Here is a 23,892-nt window from a genome sequence, read left to right on the forward strand (position 1 = left end):
CATTATTAGTGTTAATGGGGGGATAAGATGTTTAGATTTCCAAAGAAGAAAAAGGAAAAAGAGAAACCTGTACTCATGGGGAAGAATAATGAGGTAGAAATAAAAGAAATCTCTAGAGATACAGGAATCTTAAAGAAAAATCAGAAACATATAGTTGAAAGACTTGCTATGAAAATTGATGAAACAGCCTTTGCAACAGATAATTTAATTGAGATTACATACAATTTAGCTGATCATGTTGAAGTTCAGATGGATTCTATTCATAATGTTATAAATGAAATTGGAAATTATTCTGCATTAGCAGAAGAAGTTTACGCTAGCACAGAGAATTCTAAACAAATTGCAGCAGATACCTTGGATATTGCCTATACTGGCAATGATGCTGTGAATAATTCTATTAACGCAATGAAAGAAATAGAGAAATCTGTAATTTATGCTAGAGATGTAGTAAACAATCTAAATGAAAAATCAGAGCATATTAATGAAATGCTAAAGGTAATAAATAATATTTCCTATAATACAAATTTACTTGCATTAAATGCCTCAATAGAGGCTGCAAGGGCAGGCGAAGCTGGTCGAGGATTTGCTGTTGTGGCTAATGAAGTAAAAAAGCTTGCGGATAATAGTGCTAGATCAACTAATCAAATAGCTGAAGTAATTAAAGAGATTAATGATGAAGTTGCTAATACAATTAAGGCAATGAATGACAGCATGATTAAGATACAAGAGGGAACAGACATTGCTAATAATACTATGATAGTTTTCAATGAAATCATAGGAGCTGTCAATAACACTACAAAGGTTACTGAAGAAATAAATAACGCTATAGCTAAGCAAACAAAAAGTTTAGAAAATGTAATTGGTTTAACAGCTGATATGACTAACAATTCAAATAAAGTTACATCCCTTGTAGATATTGCATCTCTAAATACTCAATATACTAAGACTTCATTGAATATACTGTCAGGTGTATCTAAAGATCTAAGAGCTGTTTCAGATAGATTATTGAAAGAGATTGAAACAGAAGATTTTCAAGAAACTGTTTTAAATATATCGTTAAACTCCAAACCATTAGAATTTAATCCTCAGCTATCAAATGATCAAGACAGTGCCCAAGTTTTATTTAATATATATGGTTCTCTTCTTTATATTGGTGCCACAGGTGAGGTTTCTCCTGGTATAGCAAAAAGCTGGTATGTGGAAGATGATGGAGTTACTTGGATATTTAGTTTGAGAAGAGGGGCAAAGTTTCATAATGGGAGAGAAATAACTGCAAATGATATTAAGTATTCCTATGAAATGATGATGAATCCAAAACTTCAGTCTCCCAATACTTGGTTTTTAGAGCATATTGAAGGGGCAGAGGCTTATGTCAATGGCAGAGCTAAGGAAATAACAGGTGTTAAAGTACTAGATAAATATAGAATTTCTATTAAGTTGATTAGTCCATATAGTGGATTCCTACTAAATCTAGGTCAGTTTAGTGCATGTATCTTAGCTAAGGAAGATGCCGAAAAGGGAAAATTGACTGGTTGCGGTCCATATATCCTTGAGGAAGTAACTAATGAATACTGTATCCTCAAAGCTTTCCAAGGATATTATGGTGGTGCTCCTTATCAAGATAAAATCATCGTTAACTATAGAGATGATGATATAGTACAAGGATTTATTGAAGGTAAGTATGACTTTGCTACCTTTAATAGCAAAGAAGATCTTGAAAGGATTAAGAAGGTACCGCATACTAGCATAGATTTAAACGATGTAATGGGAACATATTATGTTGGATTTAATTTAGAGGGGAATTCCATATTTGCAAAGAGTAAGGAGGCAAGACGTGCTTTAAATATGGGAATTAACAAAAAGAAAATAATCAGCGATTTATTAGGAGATTTAGGAGAAGAAGCTAAAGGTCCTATTCCTCCTAAAATTATAGATAATGCATATCTTCCAGAATTCCCATATAATCCTTCAATGGCAAAAGAAATACTGAATAAAGAAGGATTATATAAATCAGGACCTATAAAGGTAGTTATAAGAGATGAACTTGAGTCTGCTTTGTTTTATAGAATTAGTGAATATGTTATTAAAGATTTAGAGGAATTAGGAGTTAAGCTTGAAATAAGTAAAGTTTCTCCTAGAGATTACCTAAAACCTGATACCATTGCAAAATGCCATATATTCATTGGTAGATGGATAGCTGATACAGGAGATCCTGATAACTATCTACAGCCTTTGTTTAATTATAATAATCAAACAAACTTTACAAGATATAATAATCCTAGAGTTATAGAGCTTATGGATAGAGCAAAGGAAATAATAAATCCTAATAGAAAGATGGAAGTATATAAGGATATACAAAGAATTATAGTAGATGATTGTCCATGGGTATTTATCTATCATCCTAAGATAGCATTAGCCTCAAAGAAGGGAATAGTAGGGGCTAGGATGAGTCCTTTGGGAATAATAAATTACGAAAATGTTTTAATTCAATCAGATAACTAATATAAAAGACACTCAAAATGAGTGTCTTTTGGTATAATAGATATAATGATAATTTATTAAATAGTAAGAGGAAGATAATATAATATGAGCAATGTAATTAAGGTATCCGTTAGAAATTTAGTTGAATTTGTTCTGAGAGCAGGAGATATAGATAATAGTTTTATGTCGATGTCAAGAGCACTAGAAGGCACTAAAGCCCATCAGAAGGTACAGAAATCTTATGGCTATGAGTATGAGCCGGAAGTTACATTAAAGCATAGTGTTTATTATGATGATTTTACTATAGAACTTCAAGGCCGTGCTGATGGTATACTTACCTATGAAGATGAAGTTATTATAGATGAAATAAAAAGTACTACTAAGGACTTAGAGGATATTGAGGAGAATTATAATGAACTCCACTGGGCACAGGCTAAATGTTATGGATATATTTACTCTCTACAAAATGGTTTGGATCATATACATATTCAGCTTACATATTTTCATATAGAATTGGAAGAGAGGAAAATATTTAAGAGGAGATATACTAAACAGGAATTGGAAGAATTTTTCTTATCTTTAACTGATAAATATATTGAGTGGGCTAGTATTACTTTTTATTGGAGTGAAACTAGAGATAGTTCTATAAAAAGATTGTTATTTCCCTTTAATAACTATAGAAAAGGGCAAAGGGAGCTTGCAGTAGCTGCCTATAAGACCATAGAAGAAAGAAAAAGCTTATTTGCCCAAGCTCCTACTGGTATTGGTAAAACTATGTCTACTTTATTTCCATCAATTAAGTCTATTGGAGAAGGAATTACATCAAAGATATTCTATCTTACTGCTAAAACCATAACTAGAGAAGTTCCTATAGCTTCTATGGAAATGATGATAAAAAGAGGTCTAAGGGCTAAGACTATCGTAATTACAGCGAAAGATAAAATTTGTTTAAATGATGAAGTGAAATGTAATCCTAGAGATTGTGCTTTTGCCAAAGGTCATTATGATAGAGTTAATGATGCCATAATGGATATCTTTGAGAATGAAGATTTGATCACTAGAGATGTGGCTATTATTTATGCTAATAAGCATAATGTCTGTCCCTTTGAATTTATATTAGATGTGAGCCTTTGGGCAGATGTGATAATATGCGATTATAACTATGTTTTTGACCCTCAGGTATATCTGAAAAGATTTTTTGAAAATCCTATGGAGAACTATGTATTCTTAATAGATGAGGCTCACAATTTAGTAGATAGGTCTAGGGAAATGTTTTCTGCTGAGATAAGTAAAAGTAGTTTTTTAGATATAAGAGATATATTTAAGGAAAAATATCCTCCTATTTATAAGAGCTTAAATAAGGTAAATAGTATATTGAATAAATTGAAGAAGGATTTAGAAATAGAGGGGGAATATTATCAAAGAGAGGGAATAGACGATTTATACTATCCAATTAAGAAGCTTATGACAGTTCTTGAACCTTGGCTTATAGAGGAAAAGAATAATGAAGAATACGATAAGGTTCTGGAACTCTATTTTAATCTAATAACTTTTAATAAGATTTCAGAGTTCTATGATAGCCATTATGTAACCTATGTCAAGGAATCATCTAAGGATTTAGTATTAAAGCTATATTGCATTGATCCATCGTATCTTTTAAAAGAAGCATTGTCTAGAGGGAGGAGCAGTATACTTTTTTCAGCTACCTTAACTCCTCTAGATTATCATATGGATCTGCTTGGAGGTAAAGATGGAGACTATAATATAAAGCTTAGCTCACCTTTCCCAAGGGAAAATCTATGTCTTATGGTTGCTGACAGTATATCTACAAGATATAAGGATAGAGAAAAAACTTATATAGATATTGTAAGATGTATAGAATCCTTTATCGAGGCTAAGAAAGGTAATTATTTTGTATTTTTTCCTTCTTATGCTTATATGACTAATGTATATAATTTGATTATGGATAGAAATCAAGGTATAAATATAATTATCCAAGATGGCAATATGTCAGAAGTTGAAAAGGAAGAATTTTTGCTGAAATTTGAAGAAGGAAATGATCTTATTGCCTTTGCAGTAATGGGCGGAATATTCTCAGAGGGCATAGATTTAACAGGTGAAAAGCTTATAGGAGCTATAATAGTAGGTGTTGGTTTGCCACAGATTTGTTTTGAAAGAAATATAATTAAAGATTATTTTACTCATAATTTAGGTGAAGGATATGAATATGCCTATGTATATCCAGGTATGAATAAAGTACTTCAAGCCGCAGGAAGAGTAATTAGATCTCCTGAAGACAGGGGAGCTATTTTACTTATAGATGATAGATATGGAACTAAAGAATATAAATCTTTATTTCCCAATGAATGGTTAGGAGCTAAAAATATAAGGAATGATATAGCTATGAAAAGGATTCTAGAGAGATTTTGGTGATTAAAAATCTCCTAGAATCCTTTCATATAGTTAACATCTGCTAATCAACATGTCGCAGCCTTGAAACAAGACTTTCCTTTTGAAATAATCTTACTAAAATGCTGGAAACAATAAGCGGAACTATAATGATGATTATAATGTACACCATAAAGTAATATATTGGAAAACGGTAATGAAGATAGGTTGCACCAACATGCTGTAAGATTCTTATTAATCCGTAACCTAGTGTACTACCGAATATCAAAGTGATTATTAAATTCCCAAAAGATAAACTTAATCCTTCAAATTGAATCAGTTTTACTAATTGTTTATTACTTAGACCAATGGATTGAAGCATTGCAAATTCTTTTTTCCTTGAAATGATATTGGTTATTATTGTATTTACTAGATTAATTAAACTAAATAAAATGACGAATCCACTTAATCCTATTATTGATTTATATAATAAATTAAAGGACTCCTTATCTTCTATTAGATTTTGTCTTAATGTATGCATCCCTAGTAAAGGATTTTTATCTATTAAACTATGAATTTTACTTTCTGCTATATCTCCTTCAGTTTCAAAATCATTAATAGATACTACCAATGTATCTATTGTATTGAGATCTGGGAATAATAATTCTAGTTTTTCTGCTGGCAGCAAAAACCAACCAGAGTGATGTGTCACATTGCTAGGTTTCTCTATAGAACCTGCAATCTTAAATGATTTTTCAACTTCTTTTTTTCCATCAAAATATCTAAAATTAACTTTATCTCCGATTTCAAATTTCCAACCATAGATTTCTTCTGCAACTTTATTATATACAATAAGGATTTCATCATTTTTTATCATTTCATTATAGTCAAATCTTCCTTCTGCCAATGTTTTATTTATTGTATCTATATCTTCTTTAGTAAATGCTGAGAAATGATCTCCTACATTGATTGCATCTTTATAGTCAAATTTTACGGAGGTTCGATGAAATTCTATGACTTTATTAACCTCTGGTAGTTCATTTATTTCTTGTATCAATTCTTTATCTATTGGATTATCTAATTGAACGCCTGTTACGCCTTTATCCATAGTTTGTACTGTATTATAATCAAAGGAAATAATATATTCCCCAAATTCATATAACCCTTGTCTTGAATATTCTTCTAGAGAAGTTGATACTATTAGTGTTGAACCCATAATAAATAGTACTCCGCCTACTCCGAGAGAAACCAACGTCAAGAAAGATTTGTTCTTATTTCTTTTTAGACTTATTTGTGCCATAGAATATGGAGATAGCTTTCTGTGCAAATTTTTTGTTTCTTTTACTCCATTATGTTTATTGCCAGAAAATCTTGATGCTTCCACAGGAGAGATAGAAGAAGCTATTTTAGCTGGTTTTCTAATAGATATAATAATAGTGATATATTCAGCAATTGCCACAATCAAACTAAGAATAATGGTATATCTCCAACTCCAACCATCTGGATTAATCAAATATGAAATAATCCAAGATATTAACAATCCTACTGGAGTACCCTTAGAAAACATAATTTTTCCTTCTCTTCTTACGATTACTCTAATCTGTTTTTTAGAAGTTCCTATGGTTCTAAGCTGACCAAATCTTTGAATATTTTCTAAAACTGAAATATAAAATACATTATAAACCACCAATATACTAACGAATAGAATTCCTATAGATAGTCCTATAATAAATAAAGCATTTTGTTTTGAAAGGGATAATGAATTGGCGAAGGCATTATGTGGATTAATGTTTTTTCTTTCAATCCCTGCATATCTTCCAATTCTTCTTACTGTATCCAAAAACTCATTTTCTGACATTCTATCTGCATTTTTTATTTTACAAAGAACTGTGTAAGGGACATCTTTCAATTGTTCTCCACTTTCAGAATACTCCTTAGAAAATAAGACTTGAAAGACATTGGAATTCTCATTTCCTTCAATAAACCCACTTATGTTAAATTCTTCTTCTCGTCCATCCAAAAATTTTATCCGTATAGTATCCCCAATATTTTTTACATTGTGAAATAACTTTAACATAGGTTTATATACTGCGATTTCATTTAATTTTTCAGGATAACTCCCCTGTATTATTGCTGGTGTCTTTATATTCTTTGTATCTTTTTCAAAATAAATTGGATGAATCATTTTAGCCTGTATTTTAAAGCTCTTACCAAACTTTGCCAGAGTCAAAAAATCTATTTCATCAGAGGCTTTTAATTTTTCAATCTGCTCCTCATTAACATCTTCATACATAACATGCTGTACCATATCTAGCTGCCTTTTAATTTTTTGTTCTCTTGCTGATTGGGTAAGAGACATAACTCCTAATAATGAAACAGATAAAATAATAGTTATCAGAATAAAAATATTCCTTGTTCCATTAAATTTGATATTTCTATTAGCCAATTTTCCTATGACTGCTCGATTATTATTTGATATCATTGTCCTACCTCCTATTGATTAGAAATTCTTCCGTCTTCAATTCGGATAATACGATCAGCCAATTGGGCAATTTCATTATTATGAGTGATCATTACAATAGTTTGATTAAATTGTTCACTTGTCTTTTTTAGTAATCCTAATACCTCTGCACTGGTTTTGCTATCTAGATTTCCAGTGGGTTCATCTGCTAAAATAATGGATGGTTTGGTTGCTAAGGCTCTTGCTATTGCTCCTCTTTGTTGCTCTCCTCCTGATAAATAATTAGGAAATCTTCGTTTTTTCTCTTCTAGATGTAACAATTCAATTATTTCGCCTATGTATTTTCCGTCGATTGTTTCTCCATCTAGATCTAATGGTAGAACAATATTTTCATAAAGATTTAGTATAGGTACTAAATTATAATTTTGAAAAACAAATCCTACATTTCTTCTTCTAAAAATAGTTGATTCTTCATCTGAGAACTTAGAAATATCCTTGCCAGTTACAATAACTTTGCCAGATGTGGGATTATCTAAACCACCCAACATATTTAATAAAGTTGACTTCCCTGATCCGGAGGTTCCAACAATAGCGACAAATTCGCCTTTTTCTATTCTTATATTCACTCCGTCTATGGCTTTTACAAGGTTAGACTCTTTTCCATAATACTTTTTTAAGTCAATGGTTTCTAATATATCCATATCTGTATTCCTCCTTTTCTTAATCTAACTCTATCAAGTAAATCTAACAGAAATATAACAAAAAATATCTTTTATTAAAAAAAATAATACCAATACTAACTTTTCTGTTAGAATTGGTATTGAATATAATCTTTATAACTCATTTGGTAAAAAGATAGAAAAAGTAGAGCCTTCTCCTAGAGTAGAAGATACTTTTATATAGCCGCCTTGTCTCTGAATGATTTCTCGTGATAGATACAACCCAATTCCAACTCCTTCTTCATCACAACCATTTTCTCCCCTAAAAAATCTTTGAAATATTTTTCCGAAATATTCTTCTGATATACCTCTACCTTCATCTAGGACATCAATTTTTGTATACATTTCCCATCTGTATACTTTAATTTCCATTTTGGTATTCTCTGGCGAATACTTTATTGCGTTTTCTAATATATTAAATAGTGCTTCTGCCGTCCATTTTTTATCATGTGGTAAAATATAATTTTCTGGACAACTCACAAGAATTTCTATGTTTTTTCTTGCTGCTTTTACTGTAATACCAGATATAGCTTCTACAATTGTATCAAATAAATTGTAGGAGGTTTTATTTAATTGGATTAAACCTGTTTCTAGTCTTGATGATTTAATCATAGATTCTAATAAAAAACCTATTTTATCTAGCTGTCCTTCCATAGATTTTAATAGTTGATCCTTATGTTCTTTGGATATTCTTTCATTTTCTAAAGCTGTTTGTAGCATTTTTAAATTGGTCATAGGTGTTTTTACCTGATGAGAAACATCTGAAATTAGACTTTGTAAGTTCTTTTTTTCTTTTATTCCTCGTAGGGATTCATCCTGCCAAATCTCCCATAATCGTATTATCTTTTTATTAACTTTTGAATCAAAGGTTTCATGTAAAGTCTGTAGCTCATTTAATTTTTTATAATCCCGATTGATTAGGTGGCTTAGTGAATCATTGAAGGAACTGATGAATTTCATATACTGATTAACAGCTTTTTGTGTGCTGCGATAAAAAATCAATATAATAGTAAAATAAGTAATCAAGGAGAATAATAATAGTTTAATATTATAAAAATAGGAAATTAAAAAAATATGATATATAACTCCTATGATAATGACACTGAGTATTGTATAAAAATTCCTATTCTTCATAGGCATCTCCTATCCATTGATAACCAATTCCATAGATTGTTTTAATATATTTTTTATCTTTGGTCTCAATCTTTGTCCGAATTCGACTAATCATCATAGTCAAGGCATTTTCGTCAACATATTTTTCATTATTATCCCAAAGCTTTTCTAACAATAGATTTCTTGTAAGAACCATTTTATAATTGATAACAAATAAATATAATAGATTAAATTCTCCAGTAGTCAATTCAAGATTTTCTCCTTGTAACTTAGCGGTTCTATTTGTGAAATTTAATAATAAGTTTCCATCATCATAGATATGTTCTGTATTTTTTTTATCAGTGTTCTTTAATAAGATTCCTATTTTCTTAAGAAAAACACTAACATGAAATGGCTTCGTGATATAATCTTCTCCTCCTAATTCATAGCCCTTTAGCATATCACTTTCCATATCATTCGCAGTTAAAAATATAATAGGAGTTGTTATTTTACCTCTCCATATTTTACATAATTCAAAACCACTTCCGTCAGGAAGGTTTATGTCTAGTATAATCAAATCAAAACCATCTTTTGAGAGATAATCTTCTGTAGACTTTATATTATGGGAAGAGATAACTTCATATCCTTCTGCCGTTAAATGGTAGGCTAAGGTTTGATTTAGTAGTTTATCATCTTCTACTAATAATATTCTTTTCATTTTTATTCCCCCCTATCCGATATAGAGCTATTTTAATCATATTATATACCATACTCTACATAACTAAAATAACATTTCTATGCTGTTGTGTAAGATATTGTTCAGATTCTTGTATATATTCCTTATATATTGGATCCATTTAATTGAGATTAAATTAGAACATACACTATATTAATATAATAAATTTGGATAGGCTGTTCCACTATTAGGTGAAAATATAGTAAAATGGAAGAGAATTGAATTTATAAGAAGGATATTGGAGTTATATAACATCTGGAGTTTTTATTATTGAGATAGAGGTATAATAAGGCTATATGGAGTATGTGACAATACTCAATTGTAAAAATATGAAACATCCAATGGAAGAAAGAAAAAATAACTGTGGAGAAGAGGAAGCTATGAGAATTATTATTTCACCTGCTAAAAAGATGAGAATAGATTCTGATGACCTTGGGCATCGTCATATTCCAGAATTTATAAAGGATGCAGAAATCCTGCTTACCTATTTACAGGGACTAAACTATAAAGAAGTGAAATCAATATGGAAATGCAATGATAAGATTGCAGAGCTTAATTATGAGCGTGTTAGAAATATGGATTTATATAGAAATCTGACACCTGCCATTCTATCCTATGAGGGAATTCAATACCAATATATGGCTCCCGGAGTATTTGAAGAAGAGGAACTAGAATATATTGATGAGCATTTACGTATTCTATCTGGGTTTTACGGAATATTACGTCCCTTTGATGGTGTTGTTCCATATAGGCTGGAAATGCAGACTAAACTTATAGATTGGCATTTTAATTCACTATACCAATTCTGGAACGATAAGCTTGCTAAAAAACTTTTTTCAGAAAGTAAGTGTGTTGTAAATCTGGCATCAAAGGAGTATAGCAAATGTATATTCAATTACTTAGATGAAGGAATGAAATTTGTTACCTGTGTATTTGGTGAACTAATTAATGGCAAGGTAGTTGAAAAAGGAACCTTTGCTAAAATGGCAAGAGGAGAAATGGTACGATTTATGGCAGAAAAACGAATTAAGAATGTAGAAGGGATAAAAGATTTTGATAGACTTGGCTACATTTTTAAGCATGAGTTATCTAATGAGAATACTTATGTTTTTATTAAAAATAACAATGAAGGTTAAGCTATAATAGATAGAATATACATTATAGATTGAATTATAATTTGAATAGAAGAGGATTTATGAGCACAACCTTATGATACTTGTAAATACTATGGCTTTTCTGTATAATTGTTCTATCAATAAAAAGATAGATATTATTTAATGGTAGGTGGATTATGGTAAAGAAAAACGATTTAATTGAATTTGAGATAAAAGAAGTAGGTTTTCCTAATAAAGGTAAAGCTGCATTTGAGGAGCATAATATTAAGTTTAAAGGTGGAATAGAAGGGCAAAAGGTACAGGCGAGGGTAAGTAGAAAGAGAAAAGGCTATATTGAGGTTAAACTAGTAAATGTACTTGAAAAATCTCCGCTTGAGACTGAAATATCCTGTCCTCATTTTGGATTCTGTGGTGGCTGTGCTTATCAGTCATTATCCTATGAAAACGAATTAAAATTAAAAGAAAGGCAAGTAAAAGCCTTATTTGAACAAGAGGCACTAGATATTAATTTCTTAGGAATAGAGAAAAGTCCAGTAGTTGGCGGATATAGAAATAAAATGGAATATACCTTTGGTGATGAAGAAAAGGATGGTCCATTAGCATTAGGACTTCATCGTAAGGGCAGATTTTATGAAGTAGTTAATGTGGGAAATTGTAATATAGTAGACAATGATTTTACCACAATACTTGCAGCAGTTCTTAACTATTTTCAAGAATTAAATACAACTTATTATAATAAAAGATCCCACTCAGGATTTTTAAGACATTTGGTAGTTAGAAAGGCTTTATCTACTGGAGAGATACTTGTAAATCTAGTAACATCTAGCCAAGGAGAATTAGATAAGGAAGGATTTATAGATAGACTAATCAATCTTTCGACTGTAGGTAAGATAACAGGAATTTTTCATACTACTAATGACAGTTTATCTGATGTAGTAAAGGCAGATAAACTTGATTTACTATATGGTAAGGATTATATCATTGAAGAAATGTTGGGATTGAAATTTAAGATATCGCCATTCTCTTTCTTCCAGACCAATACCTTTGGTGCTGAGAAATTATATTCTATGGTAAGGGAATTTGCAGGAGATATAGATGATAAAATAGTTTTTGACTTATATTCAGGCACAGGTACTATTGCGCAAATAATGGCGCCTGTGGCGAAAAAGGTATTCGGTATTGAGATAGTAGAAGAAGCAGTAGAGAAAGCTTGTGAAAACGCAAAGCTAAATAATTTAGATAATGTAGAATTTATAGCTGGGGATGTACTAAAGGCTGTAGATGAACTAAAGGAAAAACCAGATTTAATAGTTATAGATCCACCAAGAGATGGAATTCATCCAAAGGCTATAAATAAGATTATAGATTTTAATCCAGAAGTATTCGTATATGTATCTTGTAATCCAGTTACTTTAGTAAGGGATTTAAAGGTATTTATTGAAAGAGGATATAAAATAGAGAAGGTTAAATGTATGGATCAGTTCCCGAGAACTCCTCACGTTGAGTGTGTGGTAAGACTATTGAAAAGTTAGTCTACATGATGCAACTAAGAATAAATCTAGTAGTATTAGCAAACAACATTAGTATATTAGCCAAGTCCATGAAACAAGGAAAAATTCTAATTGTTTTTTTCTACAGTAATTTTACACTATCTACAAGTTGTTCTAAGTTGCATTAATGTTGTAAAAGTAATTATATATTATTATAAATAATTAGCAATTGGAAAGGATTTTCAAAATGAAAAAATTATTAAGGATGTATTCGTATTTGATACAGCCAAGTATATATAAGATTACATCAAGGGCATTTTTAGGAATTACTTTTTCACTACTTTGGAATCATTTTACAAATAAGAATGAAACATACATAATGGTTGAAAAAGCATTCTTTTTTGTGGGAGTTGTTCTATTAACTATGGCATGGTTTAGCTATCTAAAGTTAGATGGAATTAGTATTGGCATGGCAAGGAAGGGTAACAAGGGAAAAGATAAGTCAGGGCATCAATCAAAGAGCATAATTGACTTTTTAGAAGAAGATGTTACAAGTGACGAGCTTGAAGAAGAGGATGAAATATTATCAGCAATGATAGCTAATATTTTTACAGGGATTTGTTTTTTAATTCCTTCAATAATCGCTATATATTTATAAATAATTGTTGGTTTTCAAAAATATAAAATAAAAACTAGATAGATTATGTCTATCTAGTTTTTATAGCATAAGGATATTATATAAAATTTATCAATTAAAATATAAATTATCATAAATGAAATTAAATATACATCTGAACTAATAAAATTAAAACAAATATTTATGAATAACTTAAATTAGTGGATATGGAATTTTGAGGGAGTTATGTAATTTATTGGCATTTATAAGAGTGTTAAGCCATTTCAAATCTGATTGACAATGTAGATTGTTTTTGATAAACTATTTTCAAAAGTATAATCAATGTTCAGAATATTACCAATAACTTTTATTTTCCAAATAGTAAATATCCACATCAAAATTATGGTAAAATGAATGATTATATTTTGTTACTTTTTTATTAAAAAAAGGGGGAAATATTATGAAAAAGTCAAAGTTCAAGTTATTATCATTGATTTTAGTATTAGTTTTAATGCTTAGTGCTTGTGGCAGTGGAGGTTCAAAGACTACTGATACTAGTGACAATGGTAGCAACGATGTTGTTAACAATGAAGAACCAAAAACAGCTAAAACTATTAAGGATTTAGTTATATCTAAGGTACAAACCAGAGAACTAGAAACATTCAATATTTTATATAGCCAAAGAGCTGAAGACTCTGAAAACTTGACTAATTTACTTGATCCATTGCTAGAAGTGGATACATATGGTGAATTGGTTCCAGGAATAGCAGAAGAATGGGGTACAGAAGATGGCGGATTAACATGGACATTTAAAATTCGTGATGGCGTAAAATGGGTAGGTATGAATGGTGAGGAAAAAGCAGCTCTTACAGCAGAAGACTTTGCAACAGGACTTGAGTGGATTCTTAATTTCCATAAAAACGATTCATCAAATACATCAATGCCAATTGAAATGATAAAAGGCGCTGAAGAGTATTATGAGTGGACAAAAACTCTTTCGGCAGAAGAAGCAAAAGCTTTAACAGCGGAAGCGGGTTCAAAGTTCCGTGAAATAGTTGGATTAGAAATAGACGGTAATAAATTAGTTTATAAATGTATAACAGAAAAACCATATTTTGATACAGTAGCAACTTATAACTGCCTATATCCATTGTCACAACAAATGGTTGATGAACTAGGTGGAGCAGACAATGTCAGATCTATGAACAATGAAAACATGTGGTATAGTGGAGCTTATACAATGACCCAATATATCCAAGGTAATGAAAAAGTATTTACTAAAAATCCATTATATTGGGACAAAGCAGCAAGTTTATTTGATACAATAACTATAAAAATGGTTGAGTCTCTAGATGTAGCATATCAATTGTATCAATCAGGAGAAATTGACTATGTTCAATTAACAGAAAGTCAAGTAAATACAATAAGTAAAGATAAAAATCACCAATTCTATAACTATTTAGTACCAGACGTACTATCTAAGTACTCATTTCAAATCCATTTTAACTTTAATAAAAATAAAGAAGATGGAACACCTGATACAAATTGGAATACAGCAATTGCAAATAAAGCATTTAGACAAACTTGGTACTATGGATTAAATTTAGAAAATTATTATAAGAGACAAAATCCCTTAGACCCATATATAGGAGAGAATAATTTCTATACCATGAAGGGCTTAGTATATACTTCAGACGGTACAGAATATACAGAATTAGTTAGACAAGAAATGGGCTTACCAGAACTTAATGGAAAGAAAATGGTGAGACTAGATGAAGCAAAAACAGCTGCGTTAAAGAAACAAGCTATGGAAGAATTAACAGCATTAGGTGTTACTTTCCCAGTAGAAATTGATTATTATATCGCAGCAGGTAACCAAACTGTTTTAGATACAGCTAACGTATTAAAACAAATATTCTCAGAGAGCTTGGGAGATGATTTTGTTAAATTTAATATAAAAACTTATGTATCATCAATAAGAAAAGAAGTTGTACAGCCGCATCTTCACTCAATAGCAATTAACGGATGGGGTGCAGACTATGGTGATCCACAAAATTATCTAGGACAGGAAACCTATGGTAATGACAATGCTTATTATTCAGCAAACTATTCATATATAAATGATATAACAGAAGAGACAGAAGCAAACAAGGAATTACTTGCAGCTTATAAGGAATTTACTAAATTAGTAGAAGCAGCAGATGCTATAACCACTGATCTAGATGCTCGTTATAAGGCTTATGCAAAGGCAGAAGCATACATGCTAGAAAATGCATTTGCTGTACCAGCTATGTATCAGCAGATGGTTGCATTGGCTAAATATGACAACACTAGTAAAATGAATGCCATGTTTGGTATACAAAATGAAAAATTTAAAAATATCAGAACAAATTCTGATGGATACACTACAGAAGAAGCTGCAGCTCTTCAAGATGCACATAATGCAGGTAAGAAATAGGACGGTGACTATATATGGTTAAATATAGTGCTAAAAGACTGTTACAATCTATTGTAACAGTCTTACTAATAGCAACAATAGTATTTTTGCTTATGAGAATGCTTCCAACGGATTATTATTTTACTGAAGAACAGTTGATGAAGTTTACAGAAGAACAGAAAAATGAACAATTATTAGCTGCAGGATTACTAGATCCTATACCAAAACAATTAGTCGATTTTTATGGGAAATTAGTTCGTTTTGATTTTGGGGAATCCCGAAGAATTCAAAATGGTGTACCTGTAGTTAAAATCATATCTGATAGATTTGCTATATCTATGAAACTAGGAATAATGGCACTAGGTATTTCATTAATTACTGGAGTTACAATGGGTATGATGCAATCAAGGTTTAAAGATAAACTAGGAGATCATATTGGTACAACCTATACTATTTTCGCTAATGCGGTGCCGCCATTGGTATCATATTCATTGATCTTAATATTTGGTACAAGACTATTAAAATTACCATCGATGTATTCTACAAGAAATCCAGGACCATCAAGTATATTACCAGTTATATGTTTATGTATAAGTAGTATTGCATGGTGGGCACTATGGACTAGAAGGTATATGGTAGATGAAATAAATAAAGATTATATAAAACTAGCAAGAATAAAAGGAATGTCTACTAGAAAAATAATGGGCAAACATATACTTAGAAATGCATTTGTACCATTGGCACAGTATTTGCCAATGTCATTTCTAACAACCGTAGGCGGTTCAATCCTTGTGGAGCGTTTTTTCTCTATACCAGGGATGGGTCCTTTATTAATTGATTCAATAACTAGATATGACTTAAATGTTGTCCAGACAGTAACTATTTTATATGCAACTCTAGGTATATTAGGTGTATTTTTTGGAGATATACTTATGATGTTAATTGACCCAAGAATTACACTTACCAGTGAAGGAGGTTCTAGATAATGACTGCTCATATTAAAACATTAGAAGAAGAAATAATAAATGAAGATGAGCTTTTTCACTTTGTAGAGTATTCTCCGGAAGCTGCAGAAAAAATTGGATATTCAGATTATTCCTATTGGAAGTCTGTATTTCAGAACTTTTTAAAGAAAAAATCAGCAGTAATTTTAAGTTTTATATTTTTTGCATTGGTAATATTTTCTTTTATAGCTTTAAGAATAGGCAAATATGATTATGCATCCTTAGTTCCAGATACTACAAAAGGATTTTTTAGCCCAAACTCTGAGTATTGGTTTGGGACAGATAACTTAGGCCGTGACTATTGGTCTCAAGTTTGGTATGCTTCTCAGATATCTATTAAACTAGCTTTAATAGTTGGCTTAGGAGAGTGTATATTAGGTGTTATTATTGGCTGCCTATGGGGATATGTTAGAAAATTAGATAGATTTTTTACAGAGTTGTATAATCTAATAAACAATGTTCCAAATATAATATATTTAACCTTAATTGCACTTATGGTAGGACAAGGCTTTTGGATTATGGCATGTTCTCTTATTGCATTTGGTTGGTTAGTAATGGCAAGAAACGTACGGAACCTAGTTATGATTCATAGAGATAGAGAGTATAATCTTGCATCTAGATCATTAGGTACACCTACATGGAGAATTTTATTAAAAAATATTCTGCCACAATTAATAAGTGTTATTATACTAAGATTGGCATTGTCAATACCACAAACAATTGCCACAGAATCAATGTTATCATACTTGGGACTCGGGCTTGATATAAATACACCTTCATTAGGTATATTACTTAGAAATGCTAGAACATTCTTCTTGGATTATCCATATTTATTGGCATTCCCAGCAGCTATTGTATCTATTATTTCTATAACATTCTATCTTTTAGGAAATGCGTTTTCTGATGCAGCAGATCCAAGAAATCATGTATAAATTTAAGAACAGGAGGAAGAATCAATGGCAAAAAAACTAATTTTATCCGTAAAAGATGTTGAGATTCAATTTAGTTTACGTGGACAAAAATTAAAAGCAATCCGTAACTGTTCTCTAGATTTATATGAGGGTGAAACATTAGCAATTGTAGGAGAATCAGGTTCGGGAAAATCCGTATTTACAAAATCTTTTGTAGGTATGTTAGATGCCAATGGTAGTATTACCAATGGATCTATTATGTACAAAGGAGAAGATATTTCAAAATATAAGACAGAGAAAGAATGGCTTAATATTAGAGGTAAAGAGATAGCTATGGTAATGCAAGATCCTATGACTTCCCTTAATCCATTAAAGGTTGTAGGAAAGCAGATTCAGGAAAGTATAGAGTTGCATCAAGGTTTAAGGGGAGAAGATGCTAAAAAGATTGCAATTAATATGTTGGAGAAGGTAGGAATTGATGATCCAGAACGTCGTTATAATCAGTATCCACATGAATTTTCAGGTGGTATGAGACAGCGTGTAGTTATTGCCATAGCAGTAGCTTGTCTTCCCCAAATATTAATTTGTGATGAGCCAACAACGGCTTTAGATGTTACAATTCAAGCTCAGATATTAGATTTAATTCGTAGTTTACAAAGAGAATTCAATATGACAGTTATATATATAACTCATGATTTAGGCGTTGTAGCCAATGTAGCTGAACGTGTAGCAGTTATGTATGCTGGTCAGATAGTAGAATATGGACTTATAAATGAAATATTTTATAATGCATGGCATCCATATACTTGGGCGTTATTGTCATCACTACCTCAGTTAACTGTAAAAGGCGAAGCATTGCCATCTATAGAGGGAACTCCACCAAATTTATTCCATGAAATAAAAGGTGATGCATTTGCTCCTCGTAATAAAAGAGCATTAGCAATAGATTTTGTAAAGGAACCACCATTCTTTAGTGTATCCGAGACTCACAAGGCAAAAACTTGGTATTTAGATCCAAGATCTCCAAGGATAGAACAGCCAGAGACTATTCAAAGATTACGTGCTCATAGCCATAATATAGGGAGGAGTTAAAGGATGACAGAAAGAGAAAAATTAATTGAATTAAAAGATTTGCAGATAACATTTGGAAAAGGGAAAAAGAAATTTGTAGCAGTAGATGATGTTAACTTTCATATTTATAAAGGTGAAACTTTTTCCTTAGTAGGGGAGTCAGGCTCTGGAAAAACTACCATAGGTCGTGCTATATTAAGATTAAATCCAACATCATCAGGTGAGATTTATTTTAAAGGGCAAAAGATAAATGGCAAAATTTCTAAAGAATTAGATGAAGAAGTTATCAGAAAATGTCAGATGATATTTCAAGATCCTATGGCTTCTCTAAATGAAAGAGCAAAAGTTGAATATATAATATCAGAAGGATTATTAAATTTTCGTCTATATAAGGATGATAAAGATCGGGCAGAAAAGGTTCAAAAAGCATTACTTGAAGTAGGTCTTTTGCCAGAGTTTGCTTCTCGATTTCCACATGAATTTTCAGGTGGTCAAAGGCAACGTATTGGTATAGCAAGGGCATTAGTTATGGAACCGGAGTTTATAGTAGCAGATGAACCCATATCAGCATTAGATGTTTCTATTCGTGCACAGGTTCTTAATTTACTAAATGAACTTAAAAAAGATAAAGAATTAACATATTTATTTATTTCTCATGATTTATCTGTAGTACGTTTTATATCTGATAGAATCGCAGTTATAAGTAAAGGTAGAATAGTGGAGTTAGCAGAATCTGAAGAATTATTTAGACATCCTTTACATCCATATACAAGAGCTTTACTATCAGCAGTACCACAGCCAGATCCAGAAATAGAAAAGAATAAAAAGCTAATTGTTTATGATCCGTCAGTTCATGATTACTCTGTAGATAAACCAATTTGGGAAGAAATTATTAAAGGACATTTTATCTATGGAAATCAACGTGAACTTGAACAATATAGAAGAGAAATTGCTATAATGGATGCAATATAGAATAATATTAATGATTTTAAATACACCTTAGAAAGATAGATATCTTTACTAAGGTGTATTTTTGTGTATTCATTAGAAATAAAGAGTTCAATGATTAATAGTGGTTCTATTGGAGCTGCTTGAAGTTTTATTGCGTGCAATTGACCGCTAAAGTAGTAAATGAAGCACAGCAAAGATAGAAATCTATTGAGTAAATCCAATTCAATATTGCTTTCTAAATGAATATAAATTAAACTAAAGGTATGTAGCATAACTGCACTTGATAATCATTCAACAAATATGTTTGAAAAATATAAAACAAATAAAAAGGGAGGGAGTTACCAAGGAATAGAGACATTACAAAAATGTTCAAATTATAGATTTTTATAAATCTTTGGTAGCAATAAAATGAATAGAAAGTTATTTGATAAAACGAGAACAAGGTTATTAGGATTAATAGCTTTTATTGCAACTGGAGGGGGATTGATTATCTCAACAGCAGCTAATGAAGAAAACTTTTATAAGACAGAAATTTTAATAATTTTTGGATGTTTCTTTGCTATAAGTTTAGCGGATCACTTTAGAAAATTGATAGAAAGAGACGACAAAAGTAGGGTTAATAAAAGAAATTTATATGTTCTGATATGTTCATTTATAGGGGTTACTTTAACATGGTTTATAAATCATAAAATGGGATACGGAGCAGTTATTGCTAATGGATTAGTAGGTGTAATGGCTGCTATATTTCTTCCAAACGACTTGGCTGGTATAACATATACATCATCCTTTGTTGGGATGAGTTCATTGGCAGTAATACCTTCTATGGCAGCAGCTGCACTAGGAAGTTTGATAGTAGGACTAATTCTTTTAGCTACTGCGGAAATTTATGCAGGCATCGGTGGAAAAGGTGGAACTACCGCAGCATTGTCTACAATAATTACGAAAGCAATAATGAGAATTTTTAGTTAGGAGGTATTACATGGAGGAAGTGATTATTTTAATAATATCAATAGCTGCAGGCATGGCCACTTATATAGTATCCAATATTTTAAAGAGAGGAGCGGTTATTGCTTCAGCCATCATAACTTTGGTGTCGGGGCTTATGCTTCCCTATTTTTTTCCTTTAATGGGTGGTGTATTGGCAACAGCTGCAGCCTGTTCTTCTTATGCTGGAATGATTTCCGTTGAAAATGCATTAAATCTTTTGGAAATGGCTGTAATATCTTTAATGACAGGAATATTGTTTATAGCAGCTAGAAGTGCATATGCAGGTATTGGTGGAAGGCTCGGTACAATAGCCGCTATATCATGTTTTGCATGGCTGGGCTTTAAGAAGGTATTTGTAGGGATAAATGAATAGTCTGAGAGCTAAATCTTTGTTATATAAAGTCTGAAGTGCAAATGGTAAAACGGAGGGAGCAATTTATGAAGATTAATAAAACAAAATTAATAGCATATTGTGGGATGATAGCCTTGTTAGCTAGCTTGATTGTAGGTTTATTAGGATTTTCATACAGCACCAAAGAAATGGATAATATTAAAAATCAATTGTTAAAAAAGAATGTTGAAAATAATATAAATTTAACAATGAAATATATCAATAACTCTTATGGTACATTAACTCAAGGAGATGGAACTTTACTTGATAGTAATGGTAACAGTATAGAAGGTAGATTTGGAGTGGTAGATACTGTATTAGAAGATTTAGGAGATAAGTCTTCTATTTTTGTTAAAGTTAACGATGACTTTAAAAGAATTTCAACAAATATTATGTCTGAGGAAAACGAAAGAGCCATAGGTACATTCTTAGGTACTGACCATAATGCATATCAAACAGTAATGAATGGAGAGTTATATATAGGAGAGGCAGAAATACTAGGTGAAAGCTATTATACGGCTTATCGACCGATAAAAGATAAAAATAATAATATAATAGGGTTATTGTTTGTAGGTACACCAACAAGAATATTGGATAATATTATAAAAGTACATGATGCTAGAATGAGTAAAATCAACATATTAATTATTGTATTAAGGGCTATATCACTAGGCTCATTAATTGCATTGGCCAGTGCATCAGTAAGGGATAGAGAATTAAATAGTGCTAAGCCGCATATATCAGAGGAACTTTTTGATATACCTGAATAACTATCTTTAATTTCAGATGAAGTAGATGAGCAAGACTTAGCAAAAGGATAGAATAAATTAAGGTAATAGTTAGCAAATTTTAAATCTAGTATAAACTATATCTACTGTTGATAGCTTATATAACTTTTATCATTATAATCCATTCCTACCATGCAATAATCTGGTTTCTGATTTTCTTCCAATATAATATCATCTGTTTTATTGATAAATAAAAAAATGATTGAAAATATGACATTGCAAGAATTGAAAGGGGTTTCTATGAACTGAAATGAAATACATATCCTGGGGAAGCGGATGTACGTCTCATACCAAGAATGTCCAAGAACACGAGAGTAGCGAAATGTGATTGGTAACATTCTACGGCGGAGAGTATAATTCTGATGACGTATTGTGGTGACAAGAAGAAATAAGATGGTTAAACTACAACATGTTGTGGTTTTGGAGTGATCTTGAAGCTTAAAAACAGGAAAAATATAGATGGCATAGTGATTATCATAAAAAATAAAGAGAACTTATATCCCATGTAAGGAGGATAAGTATGAAAAACTTTCAAAGAAAAGACCTAATGTTTTCATTATGTGGTTTGAATTGCGAACTTTGTACTATGAAATTGGATAATTACTGCCCTGGTTGTGGTGGAGGTGCAGGTAATCAGGGTTGTGCTATTGCCAGGTGTAGTTTACAGCACGGAAACATTGAATACTGTTATCTTTGCAATGAATATCCCTGTGAAAAATACAAAGGCATAGATGAATTTGACTCTTTTATTACCCACCGCAATCAGCTTAAAGATATGAAAAAAGCGCAGAAGATAGGTACAGAGCAATATAATTCTGAATTAATAGAAAAAGCTGAGATACTAAAACATTTGCTCGCAAACTATAACGATGGACGTCGAAAAAGCTTTTTTGGTATAGCTGTAAACCTTTTAGATTTGCATGATCTGAAAAACATTATAGAACAAATCAATTCCAAGACTGCATATGAAAACTTAACGCTAAAAGAAAAAGCAAATGTTGCAGTAACAATTTTTCAAACTGTTGCAGAACAGAAAAATATTGTCTTAAAGCTTAATAAAAAGCATGCAAAGAAGTAATATATTTCAGTGACAAATAAGACGCAAATTTGATTAATGATTAAATAGGCTAAGCCTTAGGTTTCTTAAGATCTATAGACTTAGCCTATTTTTGAACACAAGGGGACGGTTCTTGTGTGTTAATTTTTGTATTATCAAAATTGCCCTTTTGATTTATCTGGAAAAGAATTAATATGTAGTTTCACTATTGACTTGATTCAAATGACACAAGAGAACCGTCCCCTTGTGTCCAAGTAAGTATTATTTATTATATTGACTTTACCCTTAGGGTAAGGTGTAAGATAAAGGTAAGTGTATGGGATATGCTGAAAGGAGGATAATCTATGTTATCTATTGGAGAGTTTTCAAATATATGTAAAGTGTCTACAAAGACGCTTCGCTATTATGCTGAAATAGGGTTAATTCTACCTGTTGAAATCAACCCTGAAAATGGCTATAGATATTATTCTGTTGAACAATTAGAAACGATGTTATTTATTAACCACCTAAAATCATATAATTTTTCTTTAGAGGAAATTAAAACAATCCTCAAATCAGAAGAATTGTTGGACGAGAAACTTTACTTAGCACTTATCAAAAAGAAAAAAGAAATTGAGAAACAAGTACAGGAACTTAAAAAAACTTTAGACCAATTAAATAATGATATATCAAATTTGAAACAAGGCAAATCAATTATGTCATATCTGGAAAGTATTGATGTTCAACTTGTAGAAGTACCAAATATGTATCTTCTATCCTTCCGAAAAATGGTTCATGAATACGAATTTGCTGAAGAATATGGTAATTGCTTTAGTAAATTATTTAAGAAAATTCAAGACGACAAATTAACTATACTTGCTCCACCAATGGTACTTTTTCACAGTGCAGAATTTAGTCCATTTGGTTTAGATACTGAATTTGCTATTCCGGTAAAAGAGTATGTTACAGGTACAAGAGATTTTTACCCAGGACTATGCTTAAAAACAGTTCTGTATGGCTCTTATTCTAATCTATCTTCTGTATACACTAAACAACGAGAATGGGCAGAAAAAGAAGGATATGAATGTAACAACGCCCTTTATGAAGTATATGTAACTGATCCCACTCAAGTTTCAAAAGAAAGTGAGCTTATAACTGAAATTTATTATCCTGTTAAAAAGAAAGCGTCAAATATTTAGACCAAGAAGCCAAGACCAC

Annotated in this window: 19 protein-coding genes; 15 read left to right on the forward strand and 4 right to left on the reverse strand. The window is 31.1% G+C overall.

Annotated elements, in window-relative coordinates; genetic code table 11:
* Positions 1–27 precede the first annotated feature (27 nt).
* Together CIW83_RS11395 and CIW83_RS11400 are read left to right on the forward strand one after the other, a co-directional pair.
* Entirely contained in the window at positions 28–2,502 is a 2,475-nt protein-coding gene (locus CIW83_RS11395) for an ABC transporter substrate-binding protein (RefSeq protein ID WP_094901259.1), read from the forward strand.
* A gap of 84 nt (positions 2,503–2,586) precedes the next feature.
* A complete protein-coding gene (locus CIW83_RS11400) occupies positions 2,587–4,914 on the forward strand; it encodes an ATP-dependent DNA helicase (RefSeq protein ID WP_094901261.1) in 2,328 nt (775 codons plus the stop codon).
* Positions 4,915–4,954: 40 nt separating this feature from the next.
* Here the strand turns inward: CIW83_RS11400 and CIW83_RS11405 are convergent, their stop codons facing one another.
* From CIW83_RS11405 to CIW83_RS11420, 4 genes are all read right to left on the reverse strand, one after another.
* Positions 4,955–7,351 (reverse strand): ABC transporter permease, encoded by a 2,397-nt coding sequence (locus CIW83_RS11405; protein ID WP_094901263.1) that lies wholly within the window; start codon positions 7,349–7,351, stop codon positions 4,955–4,957.
* A gap of 11 nt (positions 7,352–7,362) precedes the next feature.
* Positions 7,363–8,031: an ABC transporter ATP-binding protein gene (locus tag CIW83_RS11410; RefSeq protein WP_094901265.1), complete on the reverse strand. Its 669-nt coding sequence runs from the start codon at positions 8,029–8,031 to the stop codon at positions 7,363–7,365.
* 132 nt (positions 8,032–8,163) lie between these two features.
* A complete protein-coding gene (locus CIW83_RS11415; protein ID WP_094901267.1) occupies positions 8,164–9,183 on the reverse strand; it encodes a sensor histidine kinase KdpD in 1,020 nt (339 codons plus the stop codon).
* Complete coding sequence (locus CIW83_RS11420; protein ID WP_094901269.1) at positions 9,173–9,859, reverse strand: response regulator transcription factor; 687 nt, start codon at positions 9,857–9,859, stop codon at positions 9,173–9,175. The genes CIW83_RS11415 and CIW83_RS11420 overlap by 11 nt, the downstream gene beginning before the upstream one ends.
* Before the next feature lie 314 nt (positions 9,860–10,173).
* On the opposite strand from CIW83_RS11420, the gene yaaA reads away from it, so the two are divergent.
* The 13 genes from yaaA to CIW83_RS11485 all read left to right on the forward strand — a co-directional run bounded on the left by yaaA (position 10,174) and on the right by CIW83_RS11485 (position 23,873).
* Entirely contained in the window at positions 10,174–11,013 is an 840-nt protein-coding gene (yaaA, locus tag CIW83_RS11425; protein WP_235601303.1) for a peroxide stress protein YaaA, read from the forward strand.
* A 155-nt stretch (positions 11,014–11,168) separates the two neighbouring features.
* Complete coding sequence (gene rlmD / locus CIW83_RS11430) at positions 11,169–12,524, forward strand: 23S rRNA (uracil(1939)-C(5))-methyltransferase RlmD (protein ID WP_094901271.1); 1,356 nt, start codon at positions 11,169–11,171, stop codon at positions 12,522–12,524.
* A 205-nt stretch (positions 12,525–12,729) separates the two neighbouring features.
* Positions 12,730–13,140 carry a hypothetical protein gene (locus CIW83_RS11435; RefSeq protein ID WP_143598554.1) on the forward strand — a complete coding sequence of 137 codons (411 nt, stop codon included), beginning with the start codon at positions 12,730–12,732 and terminating at the stop codon, positions 13,138–13,140.
* A 418-nt stretch (positions 13,141–13,558) separates the two neighbouring features.
* Positions 13,559–15,556: an ABC transporter substrate-binding protein gene (locus CIW83_RS11440; RefSeq protein WP_094901275.1), complete on the forward strand. Its 1,998-nt coding sequence runs from the start codon at positions 13,559–13,561 to the stop codon at positions 15,554–15,556.
* Between the two features lie 14 nt (positions 15,557–15,570).
* A complete protein-coding gene (locus CIW83_RS11445) occupies positions 15,571–16,521 on the forward strand; it encodes an ABC transporter permease (RefSeq protein WP_094901277.1) in 951 nt (316 codons plus the stop codon).
* On the forward strand, positions 16,521–17,471 hold the full coding sequence (gene oppC, locus CIW83_RS11450) for an oligopeptide ABC transporter permease OppC (RefSeq protein ID WP_094901280.1): 951 nt from the start codon (positions 16,521–16,523) through the stop codon (positions 17,469–17,471). Before CIW83_RS11445 ends, oppC begins: the two co-directional genes overlap by 1 nt.
* Positions 17,472–17,495: 24 nt before the next feature.
* Positions 17,496–18,542 (forward strand): ABC transporter ATP-binding protein, encoded by a 1,047-nt coding sequence (locus tag CIW83_RS11455; protein ID WP_094901282.1) that lies wholly within the window; start codon positions 17,496–17,498, stop codon positions 18,540–18,542.
* A gap of 3 nt (positions 18,543–18,545) precedes the next feature.
* Positions 18,546–19,493: an ATP-binding cassette domain-containing protein gene (locus tag CIW83_RS11460; protein ID WP_094901284.1), complete on the forward strand. Its 948-nt coding sequence runs from the start codon at positions 18,546–18,548 to the stop codon at positions 19,491–19,493.
* Between the two features lie 387 nt (positions 19,494–19,880).
* Positions 19,881–20,441 (forward strand): hypothetical protein, encoded by a 561-nt coding sequence (locus CIW83_RS11465; RefSeq protein WP_201259823.1) that lies wholly within the window; start codon positions 19,881–19,883, stop codon positions 20,439–20,441.
* Between the two features lie 10 nt (positions 20,442–20,451).
* A complete protein-coding gene (locus CIW83_RS11470; protein WP_094901286.1) occupies positions 20,452–20,832 on the forward strand; it encodes a hypothetical protein in 381 nt (126 codons plus the stop codon).
* Between the two features lie 65 nt (positions 20,833–20,897).
* Positions 20,898–21,620: a Cache 3/Cache 2 fusion domain-containing protein gene (locus CIW83_RS11475; RefSeq protein ID WP_158220103.1), complete on the forward strand. Its 723-nt coding sequence runs from the start codon at positions 20,898–20,900 to the stop codon at positions 21,618–21,620.
* Between the two features lie 538 nt (positions 21,621–22,158).
* Positions 22,159–22,716 carry a DUF3795 domain-containing protein gene (locus tag CIW83_RS11480; protein WP_094901290.1) on the forward strand — a complete coding sequence of 186 codons (558 nt, stop codon included), beginning with the start codon at positions 22,159–22,161 and terminating at the stop codon, positions 22,714–22,716.
* A 323-nt stretch (positions 22,717–23,039) separates the two neighbouring features.
* Complete coding sequence (locus CIW83_RS11485; protein WP_094901292.1) at positions 23,040–23,873, forward strand: MerR family transcriptional regulator; 834 nt, start codon at positions 23,040–23,042, stop codon at positions 23,871–23,873.
* The last annotated feature ends 19 nt before the right edge of the window (positions 23,874–23,892 follow it).

The organism is Tissierella sp. P1, from assembly GCF_002266425.1.
GTDB lineage: Bacteria > Bacillota > Clostridia > Tissierellales > Tissierellaceae > Tissierella > Tissierella carlieri.